Source organism: Ignavibacteria bacterium (assembly GCA_016707005.1).
GTDB lineage: Bacteria > Bacteroidota > Ignavibacteria > Kapaibacteriales > Kapaibacteriaceae > UBA10438.
In genome coordinates this window covers 374,480-387,423 of sequence record JADJIQ010000004.1, presented here as the reverse complement: position 1 = coordinate 387,423, position 12,944 = coordinate 374,480, and the positions used below count along the sequence as shown (strand labels likewise).

Sequence of the window (12,944 nt, the reverse complement as noted above, 5' to 3'; positions counted from 1 at the left end):
TCCGTGTTAGTCCTGCTTATTGTGCTCGCAGGTGAGCGGATCGTGACAGACCGCGAAGATCTGAAGAGAGTGGGTCACCGGCCTGAATCCCAGACGGTCGCAGACGGCATCCCGGACTGAATCTATGCCTTCCTCACGAAACTCAACTATTCTGCCACATTCCATACAGATCAAATGGTCGTGATCGGGCATTCTGCTAGCAAGTTCAAAATGGGCACTATCCCCCTGAAAACGATGTTTCATGAGAATTCCGCACTGGGTGAGCAGGTCCAGCGTGGAGTAGATCGTTGCCCTGGAGATCCGGTCACCCCGACCGTTCATGTACAGATAGAGCTCGTCAGCACTGAAATGCCGGTCGAGCTCACCGATCCTGTCGATCACATTATACCGTTCTTGCGTGTTCCGGTACTTCTTGCGTTTGAGGAATTCGGCGAACTGATTCTTGAGAGTTTCGATGTCCTGAATTGAAGTCATGGGCACAAATATATATGTGCGTAGTTTTGTTGTCTGAATTCTCACCACCAACCTAGGGCCGTCCATGCGCAAATGGCGCGTTGAAGACTCGATTGAAACCTATCACGTCCCGGGCTGGGGTATTGGGTACTTTGGTATCAATTCCAAGGGTCATGCCACGGCTATGCCCCGAAAGGCCAAGGGCCCTCAGATCGACCTCAAGGAACTGATCGATGAGCTTATTCTCCGTGATGTAAGCGTTCCGGTCCTGCTACGATTCCCAGATATCCTCGATGACCGTATCGAGAAGATCGCCGGCTGCTTTGCCAAGGCGGCTGCGGATTATGATTACACGGGAAAATATTTCAGCGTCTACCCGATCAAGGTCAACCAGCAACGTCCGGTCGTAGAAGAGATCGTACGTCACGGTAGAAGATTTAACATCGGTCTCGAAGCGGGTTCGAAACCCGAGTTGCATGCGGTGTTGGCGATCATGAACAACGAAGAATCGCTGATCATCTGCAACGGATACAAGGACGAGGAGTTCATCGAACTTGGATTGCTTGCGCAGAAGATGGGCAAGAAGATCTTCCTTGTGGTGGAGAAGCTGAGTGAGCTGCGCCTGATCAATGAAGTAGCCAAACGTGTGAAGGTTCGCCCGAACATTGGGATCCGCATCAAACTTGCATCAAGTGGAAGTGGTAAGTGGGAAGAGTCAGGGGGCGACAGTTCGGACTGAATGCATCAGAACTTCTGGAAGCCGTGGACTATGCTCGTGAGAACGACATGCTCGACTGTCTCAAGCTGATCCACTTCCATCTTGGTTCGCAGATCACGAACATTCGAAAGATCAAACAGGGTCTTGGCGAGGTTTCGCAATTCTATGTCCAGATGATGAACCTCGGTTGCAAGATCGAGTTTGTTGATATCGGCGGTGGTCTCGGCGTTGACTATGACGGCTCGCGCAGTAGTGTTGCTTCAAGCATCAACTATTCCATTCAGGAGTATGCCAATGATGCAATTGCCACCATCGCAGATGCAGCGATCAAGAATCAACTCCCTCATCCAAACATCATAACGGAGTCTGGGCGCGCACTTACAGCCCACCATAGCGTCCTGGTGTTCAACGTCCTGGAGACAACCAGCGTCCCAACCTGGTCGTCCAAGGACCGCGTCACCAAGAAGGACCACGAGCTCGTTCATGAACTCCATGATCTGCTCAGCGAACTCAACAGCCGCACCATGCTCGAAGCCTGGCATGATTGTCAGCAGGTACGTGAGGAGACACTTGACCGGTTCTCGCTTGGTTTGATCGATCTCCGCACGCGTGCGCAGGTAGAACGTCTCTACTGGACCATCGCTCACAAGATCAATGAGATGGCTGTAGACATGAAGCAGATGCCGGAAGAACTCCGCTCGCTGCCAAAGCTTCTGGCCGATAAATACTTCTGCAACTTCTCGCTCTTTCAGTCTCTTCCGGATTCATGGGCCATCGATCAGCTCTTTCCGATCATGCCGATCCATCGACTGAATGAGCGCCCAACACGCATGGCAACGCTGCAGGATATCACCTGCGACTCAGACGGAAAGATCGATCATTTCATCGGCGTTCGTGATTTCACAACGTCACTGCCCGTTCACACCTTCAAAGCAGATGAGCCGTATTACATGGCCGTCTACCTTGTTGGTGCCTACCAAGAGATCCTCGGAGATCTTCACAATCTGTTCGGCGACACGAATGCCGTACACGTAACGGTAACCGATAAGTCGTACGAGATCGATCAAGTGATCGATGGTGAGACTGTTGCCGATGTACTCGACTACGTACAGTTCAATGCAAAGAAGCTTGTCCGCACAATGGAGGCATGGGTCAGTGCGTCCGTGAAGGAAAAACGTATCTCGGTCCACGAAGGCAAGGAATTCCTTGCCATCTATCGTTCGGGCCTTTACGGATACACCTATCTAGAGGAATGACCACGGTGCACGTTCTCTTGTTGTTGATCTTCCTGACAAGCGCTACTTCACTTTCGGCGCAAGGCATTAGCGAAGTGTATCGCGATGACTTCGATGACAATAAGGGACGGTGGAAGGTTGGTACCTGGTCCAACGGCAGTGCAACGATCGCGAATGGCATCTATACGGTAGACCGAAAGCCGTCGTCGAATGAGTGGTATATCGAGACGAACTGTTTCGTTGATTTCGATGCAGACTTTGACATCGATGCACGATTCCGACAGATGAGCGGTGCCTCGAATCAAGGCTTTGGTATCGCCTGGGGTGCCAGTGATGCACAGAATTCGAATGGTCTGGTGGTCTCTTCCGACGGAAGATATAAAGTCTATTCATGGAGAGGGGGCAGGCAGTCCGACGCGATCCCCTGGACGCCGTTCGAGAACTTCCCTTCCATGGGGAATTGGTTTACGCTCACGATCAGAAAACGCGGCTCAGGAATGAGTCTTCTTGTTGATGGCACAACGATCGTTGGATTTGACAAGCTTCCGATCTTCGGCGGAGAGGTTGGGATCGTTCTCAATGGTCAGATGAAAATCGAGGTGGACCATCTGGTTGTGAAGCAGGTGCCAAAACCGATCGTCCTTGCCGAAGATCATCCTGTGAACGTTCAGCGTGAGAGTCTCGGACCACAGGTGAATTGTTATGGCGGAGATCTTTCGCCCGTTATCACGGCCGACGGAAAGCGACTCTACTTTGGTCGCTATCCATTCAAAGGGAACATCGGAGATACCACGAGTGAAGACATCTGGTATACTGATATGCAGAAGGATGGCACGTGGGGTCCCGCTGTGAATGCTGGTCGCCCCCTCAATAATGAAGGTGCCAACTTCCTTATCAGTATCTCTCCGGATGAGAACTCTGTACTCGTCGGCAATACCTACACGGCTGCCGGTGGACCACGCGGTGCCGGTGTCTCTTCAGCGGTGAAGACCGCTGACGGCTGGTCGGTTCCTCGTGAGGTACGGATCGATAACTACTACAACAGACATCGGTTCTCGGAATCATGCCTTGATCCAAGCGGTATGGTTCTCATGATGGCCATCCAACGTGATGATTCGAGGGGGCAGAAGGATCTCTACGTAGCGCGGCGTAAACCTGACGGGACATTCTCTGCTCCGATCAACTGCGGACCCGAGGTGAATACCTGGGGCAGTGAGATGTCTCCGTTCATCGCTGCTGACGGTACAACATTGTATTTCGCAAGTGACGGCAGACGCGGATTTGGCGGCGTGGATATCTGGATGTCTCGCCGACTCGATGATTCCTGGGTGAAATGGAGTGAGCCAAAGAATCTGGGACCGTCCATCAATTCTGCTGAATGGGATGCGTATTACACGGTGCCGGCACGTGGTGATTATGCCTACCTCTGTGGGATGAATCCCGAGAACGGAAGTGCAGACCTCTACCGCATCAAGCTCACCAAGGGTGTGCGCCCGAATCCAGTGGTCCTTGTCAGCGGCAGAGTTCTCGATGCATCCACGAAGAAACCTATCGCGACCAATGTTGAATATGAGAGTCTGACCAAACGAACGCAGATGGGAATCGCTCGTTCGGAACCAACAAAGGGGTCGTACAAGATCGTCCTGCCGGCCGGCGACCTTTATGGTTTCAGAGCTGAAGCCCCGGGTTATTATCCGGTGAGTGATCAGCTTGATACACGAGAGTTAACGGAGTATTCCGAGATCACTCGTGATCTCTTCCTTGTACCGATCCGTTTGAATGAGACGATTGTTCTCAATAATCTCTTCTTTGATTTCGGAAAGACCGATCTGCGACCTGAGTCATTCGCAGAACTTGATCGTCTCGCGCAATTCTTGGCTGCGAGCCCGTCGATCACGATCGAGCTTTCCGGACACACGGACAATGTTGGCAGTGACGCTTCCAACAAGGTTCTGTCGCAGGAACGTGTCAACGCTGTGAGGGCGTATCTTTTGGGACGCGGTGTTGCGCCAACCCGAATGAAGGCCTTGGGCTACGGAAAAAGCAAGCCCCTTGCAAGCAACTCCACAGAAGAAGGTCGTCAAAAGAACCGCCGAGTTGAATTCAAAATCGTCTCCATCTAGAAAATGCGTCTTCTCCTTGGTTGCATGCTGATGGCCGTCCTTCTCGCACAGGCAACGATCGTGCGTGCACAGGGATTTGAACGTGAAGGTCGCAGGTCGGATCCTGATCACCGACGCTCAACGTGGTATCGACTCGTAGAGAGCGACCATCACAATGTGTTCGACGTGATGGCTGCCATGAAGGCTGATACCTCTCTTCAGCGTACAGCAACCAGCAAGGAATGGCGCAAGGCCATGAAGTGGATCGCCAAACGTCGTGCGTTTGCAGATGCTTCGGGATTCGTTTCGAGTTTGCGGCCGGCGTTGGCCGACGTACTCGCCGTAACTGCACAGCGCCAGCAGAAGATGGCCGACGATGTGCATGCTGTTGATCAATGGAGTCCCATTGGCCCCTTTGCCTTTGATACAACGGCACAGATGGCAACAGGATCGGCAGGGATCGGTGTAGTACGATCACATGTTGTTGACCCCCGCGATAAGAATCTGATCATCGCCGGTACGATATCTTCGGGTATCTGGCGTAGTTCCGACGGTGGTTCTTCGTGGAGCAATGTTGGTCTTGATCTGCCGATCCAGACAGTGTCGCGCCTGGCGATGTCGGGGATGACGGTCTATGCAGCCACAGATGCCGGACTCTTCGTCTCCGTGGATAGGGGGCTCACCTTCCGCATGATCGATCTCAAGGGAAATGCCGGACTTACCACGGCTGAAAGCATCGATCACTGTGCTGTTGCTCCAACGGATCCGCGACGTGTTGTGATCGCAACTCTCGGTAGGCTCTTCCTCTCGACGAATGGCGGAACAACATGGACTTCAGCCGGAAACCTGCAAGGAACATGGTGGGACCTCAAATGGCATGCAACACGAAATGACATCGTCTACGGTGTTGTCCAACGCGGTGCTCATATCACCTTTGTGCGCTCTTCGAATGCCGGCATCAAATTCGATGAGGTAGGCCTGGGGTATCCTCAGCCACAGGAGGATCGAACGATGGCTCGTGCATTGATTGCCGTAACTCCGGCAAGTCCGAGATATGTATCGGTTCTCATTGGCGGTAGCAGGAAGGATAACATTAGCGGTGTGTACGGATTTTATGTCTCGAATGATGAAGGCTCCACATTCACACATCGTTGTTGTGGAGACGTAGACGGACCCGAACCCGCAAATGATTCAACCAATATCAATCTCTTCGATTACGACCCAAAGGACAACGGTCTGGGTCAGATCACGTGGGACATGGCCTTTGCAATCTCGTCTCGTGACACATCCCTGCTTCTGGCTGCCGGTGTGTTCCCGTACCGTTCCACCAATGGCGGCCGAACGTGGTTGTCGATGCCGGCGATGCATTATGACATTCAGTCAGCGTCCTATCTCGGCGATACGATCTGGCTCACACATGATGGTGGTGTAACACGAAGCGACGATAGGGGGCTCACCATCAAGGACCGGAGCTTTGGTATCTCTGCAATGGAGATATGGGGATTCGATCAATCGCATGATGGACGGATCATGACCTTAGGAGCATATCACCTGCCGATCTTCATTCGCGATGTTACGGTCTATGACCCAAAGCTACCCATCAATGGCTGGTATGCTTGGTCAGGTGCAGATGCCATGGGTGCGAACGTGAATCCATTGGCAACAGAATGGATCTATGCAAAACCGTGGACAAGCGTACGGGGACAACGCACCAAGACCAAACGTGTTGCTCCTCGTGCATCCGATCTTGGCATCGATCTGGGCTACATCACACTTACGAACATCTGTGTTGACCCACACCATTTGTATACGCTGGTTGCCTGTGATCACAACAAACAACGCATCGTGATCAGTCGGGACAATGCGGGTACATGGACCACCTTGAAACAATTCTCGAATTGGGTCTATCGTGTTCGGATGTATCCAGAGGACGGACAACACCTGCTTGCACTTGCAGACCAGCAGCTTTGGAGAAGTACCGATCAAGGTGAGACGTGGTCAGACATCACTCCGCCAACGGCGATCTCGAAGAACCAAGGAATGCAGGACATGGCATTCATCAGCAACGACCCCTTGCATCTGGTTGTTGTTTTCGGAGGTAATCAAGCATTGGCAAAGGCGGCAGAATCTACTGATGGCGGCAGGACATGGTCGGACATTTCAACCGGGCTTCCCTCGTTTGCGATCAAGACCGTGGTGTCTCGTCGAAGTACCGCCGATGAACTCTACTGCGGAACGTCCTTCGGCGTCTATCGCAGGATGGGTACCGGAGATTGGACATTGTTTGGTAGCGGGCTTCCCATCACGGATGTCAACTTCCTTCACCTCGATGAACCAAACGGCATCATAAGGGCTGCAACGTTGCGTGGTTTGTGGCAGATCGCATTGCCTAACCGTTATCGTCCGCGTGCACTTGTTTCCCGCGATCGAGACACGGTCACGTGTGTTCGAACACCAGTTCGATTCGGATGTCGCTCTGCCGCTCTCGAAACAATGGAGTTCTCGCGCACATGGATCTTTGAGGGTGGGCAACCATCGAACTCCTCATCGAGCATCGTTGACGTTCGTTATGCTGTGCCGGGTTCCTATGATGTAACGCTGATCGTATCCAACGAACACGGTGCTGATACATCCGTTATTCTTGATGCGATTGTGGTGCTGCCAAGTGAGTGTGAGGGAGTGGATGGATATGCTGGTAGAGCTGCTGACCTGACCGATCCTGACGATCACATCACCTTGGCCCGGCTTACCGGCACACCATCGTCATTCTCATTCACTGCCTGGGTAAAGCCAGTTGGCCTGCAACCTTCATTCTCAGCCATCCTATGTACGGACGCTGATCAAGGTGCAGAGCAAGAGATCGGTATGCAGTTTGTGAATGAAAAGAATGAGATCGGCTATCTGTGGACGAATGGCCGGTGGTGGTGGAACTCGGGTCTGGTCGTAGAACCCGATGAATGGTCACATGTTGCTTTGACGGTCGATACGGCCGGTGCAACAGTGTATGTGAATGGAATCGGACGCACCGATCCTATCAAACTCACACCTCAGAACCTGGCACTGCTCGTGATGAAGTTGGGGACCTATCACAATTGGTCATCACGGAACTTCAATGGCTACATCGATGAGGTATGCTTTTATGATCGGAAGTTGAGTGAGGACGAGGTTCGTCTTGGAATGCACTGCACAAAGAAGGTCGGTGAGGGTGGATTGCTGGCATACTACCAATTCAATGAGACTCATGCCGGACAGATCTTTGACAAGATCGCAGGTCGAGACGGTTCATACGAAGCCGGCGCAACATCCGCCCCTTCCCAGGCCTTGGTCGGACGAGCTGAGAGTGATATCGAAGTGATGCGCACGGATGTTCGAAGGATCCGTTTTGATGAGCTTGGTGATGAGATCGAACTCAGCAATACGATCGACGATGGCAAGGTTCTCCTCACCCGCATGTTGGTGGGACCGGATTCACTTCCTACGTCAGCACAGTTCATTCCAAACCGGTCGTGGATCATAGATGTTTTCCCTGGAGATGGTCGTGTGAATGAGGTTGAAGCTATTCGCCTCGATGTACGTCCTCTCATCGATTCAGTCGAGGTAGGGGGCAGGCAGTACATGACGTATACACGTGCCGGCTGGAGTACGGGTGCCACATGGACACCATCACTCACGAGTGCTGCTAGCAGACTGGAGAATGGGTCCACTACACTCGTAACGGAGTTGAGACGGGGAGTCTCCGCGCCACATCAGTGGGCTGTGGCCTACACGGGCGGACCGTTGAGTGTTGCAGAGATCGATGCTGCGGCGACAATCGGTCTGATGCCACAACCGGGCACGGATTTCGTTCGTGTGACCACGTCAACTCCGCAGAGGTCGATCGTGATCTTCAATGCGTTGGGTGCCGTTGTGCTGACGCTGGATGCTGCACACACAACGGTGTCAACGGTGGATGTACGCGGACTTCCGTCGGGACTCTATCTCATGGACGTAGACGGACAGCGCGCGCCGCTTAGGATCCTGCGGTAGTTGGGATCCAGGGTTTGACCATCACAGTCTGCTCGCGCTCAAGGACAACAGCGCCAACATTAGCCCCCTTCGGCTTTCGAACATGCTTGCGTTGGGTATAGACAACCGAAACGTAGGATGCATTGCGGGCCTGTGAGTAATAGGCTGTGATCGCAGCAGCCTTCTCGAGAATTGGCTTTTGGATCTTCTCGCCTTCAACGCCGCGGAGTATAGCGTGAGAGCCCGCAGAACCCCGAGCGTGGAACCACCAATCGTTCTGCTTTGCAAATCGCATCGTGAGCTCATCATTGTTGGCCGCGTTCTTTCCAACATACAGCGTATGGACATCGTCGATGACAAACACTCTGAATCGACCATTCGATTCGTCTCTTGAAGGGGGCATCTCTGACGTCACGGCGGATCTCTGTTTTGTGAGTTCTGTAAGGGAAGGGGCTTGCCTCACCTGCTCAATAGAAGCAATGAGTGCATCACGTTTTGCTCGAAGTCCGGGCAGGCGTTCTTCTCGCGACCGTGATGCCGTAGCAGATGAACGAGCCTTGTCGTAATAATTTCTCGCATTCTCGATCAGCGTACGATGTTCGTTGAGTTGGATCACATTCGGTGTGCCGTCTTCGTCATCGATGGCGATGCTGGTAAGTCCGGATCGGTTTCCACTTGGCTGCGATAACAGGAGGTCTGCCCAATGTCGGTATCGCTCGGAGCGGCCCTCACGTGCGGCATCACTTGTCATTCCTTCGATACTCCGTTCAACTCTACGCAGATCGGTCTCGAGCGATTTAAGCGTTGCTCTGCGGCGTTCCTTGAGCGCCTGGCCCTTTCGTCTCTCACTGATCGTAACACGTATTGCTTCGAGAATATCAGAGAACGTGTCGGCAACAACCCAGCCTCTCAGCGGGATGCAGGAAAAGAGCACTTCGTCATCTCGTCGCAACAGCAGAAATGATGAGGCTGCACTACATTCGGCTATCAACGTTTTGGTTTGTTCAAGAACAGCTTGTTGCTGCTCAGAGGAGAGCTGACCAACAAGCGTTTCTCCATCGATCGAACAACGAGCACAGACCTCTGCTGCATAGTGGGGACCAAGGCGGAGCGTGGATGTTGCCAACATGCGAGAGACGGTGATGGACGTATTGGTAAGGGGCTCCTCCGTTGCAAACACCGTAACGGAGAACCTCGAGTTGACGCGCGATGCGCGGTCTCGCAAAGCGTCGATGATCACACCGTCCTTGGTCAGCACAATGTTCCCACGCCCTGATGAGAACAACTCCACGTGAACATGGTGGGACTCGAACCAAATGGTCAGAATCCTGTCATCGGGGTGCTTTGTGACCATCACAACAGTCTCGTCAAGCACCTCCTTCAACACGTCGATCGAATTGTTCCGCGCCCTTCGCATTGCTGTGCGCTCGGTAATCGTGCCGCCATCGGGTGAGACGTCAACAACAAAGGTTCGCAGCTCAATGTCGATCACAAAGACAAAGGTGCCAACGTACTTCTCTTGAGACCACATCTCAACAAGGCGAGCCCCCTTCCATCGCAGTGACAGAATGTTCGCTACGTGCTCAAGTGTAAAGGGGTGCCGTATCACTTGTTCTTCTTCTTCGACTTCTTCGTTGGTTTTGCGGCCACGGTAGTAGTCGGACTGATGGCCTCGCGCCAAAGTGCCGGAAGTGTTGGTGCTGTGCGCCGGGCAGCATCACGAACCCAATTTGGAACGGATGAATACCACGCAACGAACGACTTCACGTCTTCTTCGGTTGTATCCGCACAAGCGAGTACACGCAAGCCCGAGACCATTGCATACCGATCGTTCACGGCACGCAGCCAAGTTGTGACAGAGGACATGGATCTCCGTGGTCCACGAACGATCCCTTCAACAGCAGCATATCGAACGATCTGCTCATCATCTTCCAACGCAAGCCGTAGGGTGTCAAAGCCGACCCCCATGCGCCCAAGAGTATAGGCTGCACGTTGAACCACATATGGATGGGGATCCTTCAAGAGCAGGACCAAGGCAGAACGAGCGGAGGTATCGCCGATCTCACCCAAGGTGAATGCCGCGAGACGTCTGCGTTTCCACGACGAATCGAGCGTTGCGATGATGAGTGGTTGAATACACTCAACAGACTTAACCTTGCCGGCCACTGTGGCGCAAAGGTTCACCACCGCACCATCATCCGAGGCAAGTCCGCGCAGCAACACCCGCAGTGTGGAATCGCGATGTGACGCATAGAGCTTCGGGAGGACGCTCTCCAGCGTCAACCGCTCTCGCGGCATCTGCGTACCAAAATGAGGCTCGAGTCCAGCCAAGGCGGTCTCGCCCATCTCTCCAAGGAGTTTCCTTGCAGGTTCTACATTGGGTTGGAATCTCAACGGAGCGGCTGAAGCCTGAATGAAGAGACTATCCACGGACTGGGTAAGTGAAATTGACGCACGCATTGGCTCTTGACCGATGATAGCATTTGCAGCAGAGTTCGTGTCCGTTGATGAACTCTCTCGGTCTGCAAACACACCATACGTTGATCTGGTCGTAACCGTATTGTTTCGCAGTCGTTCGCCGTAGTGATCCGCACCGCCGGCATCGAGAAACACTCCGATCATCCCGTAGGAACGTCTGAAATCAGAGTATCCCATCGTGTTCGATTCGTTCGTTGCGATGTAGGCGTCATTACCGCGTTCATCGATGAACAAGGACACTGCATTGGCGTTTCCGGCGCCCAAGGAAAGACTCTCACAGACATAGGCGTCGTTGCCGCCTTCATCGATCAGGGCTCCAAGAGCTATGTCGTGACCACAACCCTGTGATACACCGTGCGAGACATAGACGTCGTCGCCATTGTTATCACGAAGAATGCCCGTGGCAAAGTGAACACCTGCTCCTTGAGCGTATTGATAGGATTCGTACCGGTCGTCTCCTGCGCGGTCGATAAGAGCGCCAAGTCCGAACCAATAGCCGGTGCCCTGACCGTAGATGTCAGACGTGTACAGGTCATTGCCGGAGACATCCAAGAGGACACCGATCCCGCCGGAGGCGATTGGACGTGAGCCAAGCGCTGCCCCTTGCGTGAATGTTACCTGATGGGAGTCATACCGCAGCACATCCACATACGGACTCGCAGCGATATATCGATCGTTTCCGGAGAGGTCACTGATCATGCCAGCTCCGCGTGTTCCGCCAAATCCTTGTGCTTGGGCGTGACAGCGATAGGTGTCGTGACCGCTATCATCAAAAAGGAGACCGATGCCAAGGATCCCGGCGCCCTGCGTATTCGATCCCGAGAGGTAGGCGTCGTCACCCTGCATATCGTGGAGGATCCCAGCGCCCATCAAACCACAACCAAGAGAGAAGTCGCCCGCAGAGTACACGTCATTTCCTCTACGGTCGATGAGGATCCCAACGCCCCCTACACCAGAAGCAAAGGAAAAGTCCTTTCCGGCATACATGTCGTTCCCATCAAGGTCTACGATGCAGCGTACTGGCATATACAGAGCATCGGTTTTCGTTGTGTCATCAAGGCGATACACGTCATTGCCGCCCACGTCAATGATCACGGCATAGGAACCAATGTAGGTGTCGTCATCCGGACCTCCGATGGCAACTCTGCCGAGTGGGGTCTTGAACGTGAACGATCGAACACTGTCACGCAGGAGCTCAAGATTATCCTCACTTTGAGCCACGTAGAACATCAATTGCTGATAGAGCGAGAGACCATGGACGAAGACATCTTCGGCAACCTTCGGAGCCGCCTCTGCATAGAATCGGACAGCAATATCTCGTGCAGCTTGTTCGTTCGCAGACATCTCCCAGAGAGTTGACGTTTCATCTTCACGGGACAGACGCCAGAGCGAATCCATGTGATCGGTAACAAGTGTCTGTTGAAGTAGACGCTTACGACCTTCATGCATCCCGTCTGAAGCCTGGACGATGGCAGATAGGAACCGGAGCACGACAAAGGAGCTTACGATGTTGAGTCGTGCAGTGGGGTCGTTCCCAAGCCGTTGGATCGTCTCGTCGGCGGTGATCTGCCCATCGTAGTTCACACGACGATACGTACCGAGGTCAAGGTGCTGCATAAGGTTTGAAAACAGCTCCGTTGAACTGGCCTCGGTACGCACGGCTGCGGCATCTGTAAGTCGTTGAGCGATATCGAATGCACGAAGCGGTTCGTTGAAGAGCACATCATGAAACACTAAACGATGTCGGTCTTGATCGATCAGGTCAGGGGGCATCTGTAGATCTGACTGCCGCATACCGATCGTAAACAGTGCTGAATCCAGCATGACCAATGTGGAAGAGGAGATCGAACGCTGAGCTGATGCAATGTTCGCAGAAGCCAGCGTGATGCTGACCAACAGGAATATTCTTGTGTACGGTCGTATCAAAGCATGCATTGGATCGAATTCCATGGT

At 53.1% G+C, this 12,944-nt stretch carries 5 protein-coding genes and 1 pseudogene; 3 read left to right on the top strand and 3 right to left on the bottom strand.

What is annotated here, in order from left to right:
• Positions 1–6 precede the first annotated feature (6 nt).
• Positions 7–474 carry a transcriptional repressor gene (locus tag IPI29_08250; protein ID MBK7412529.1) on the bottom strand — a complete coding sequence of 156 codons (468 nt, stop codon included), beginning with the start codon at positions 472–474 and terminating at the stop codon, positions 7–9.
• A gap of 64 nt (positions 475–538) precedes the next feature.
• Between IPI29_08250 and speA the strand changes: the two are divergent.
• The 3 genes and pseudogenes from speA to IPI29_08235 all read left to right on the top strand — a co-directional run bounded on the left by speA (position 539) and on the right by IPI29_08235 (position 8,534).
• Positions 539–2,427: pseudogene (speA, locus tag IPI29_08245) on the top strand (biosynthetic arginine decarboxylase).
• Positions 2,424–4,529, top strand: coding sequence for an OmpA family protein (locus tag IPI29_08240; GenBank protein ID MBK7412528.1), 2,106 nt, complete (start codon positions 2,424–2,426; stop codon positions 4,527–4,529). Before speA ends, IPI29_08240 begins: the two are co-directional and overlap by 4 nt.
• A 30-nt stretch (positions 4,530–4,559) precedes the next feature.
• Entirely contained in the window at positions 4,560–8,534 is a 3,975-nt protein-coding gene (locus tag IPI29_08235; protein ID MBK7412527.1) for a hypothetical protein, read from the top strand.
• Here the strand turns inward: IPI29_08235 and IPI29_08230 are convergent.
• Together IPI29_08230 and IPI29_08225 are read right to left on the bottom strand one after the other, a co-directional pair.
• Complete coding sequence (locus IPI29_08230) at positions 8,518–10,194, bottom strand: DUF814 domain-containing protein (protein MBK7412526.1); 1,677 nt, start codon at positions 10,192–10,194, stop codon at positions 8,518–8,520. The genes IPI29_08235 and IPI29_08230 overlap by 17 nt on opposite strands.
• Positions 10,119–12,941, bottom strand: a complete 2,823-nt coding sequence (locus IPI29_08225) for a HEAT repeat domain-containing protein (protein MBK7412525.1) — start codon at positions 12,939–12,941, stop codon at positions 10,119–10,121. The genes IPI29_08230 and IPI29_08225 overlap by 76 nt, the downstream gene beginning before the upstream one ends.
• Positions 12,942–12,944: the final 3 nt, after the last annotated feature.

What these genes read in the sequence shown, in the direction of transcription:
- IPI29_08250 (MBK7412529.1), bottom strand. Translation starts at nt 474, where the DNA reads ATGACTTCAATTCAGGACATCGAAACTCTCAAGAATCAGTTCGCCGAA.
- IPI29_08240 (MBK7412528.1), top strand. Translation starts at nt 2,424, where the DNA reads ATGACCACGGTGCACGTTCTCTTGTTGTTGATCTTCCTGACAAGCGCT.
- IPI29_08235 (MBK7412527.1), top strand. Translation starts at nt 4,560, where the DNA reads ATGGCCGTCCTTCTCGCACAGGCAACGATCGTGCGTGCACAGGGATTT.
- IPI29_08225 (MBK7412525.1), bottom strand. Translation starts at nt 12,941, where the DNA reads ATGGAATTCGATCCAATGCATGCTTTGATACGACCGTACACAAGAATA.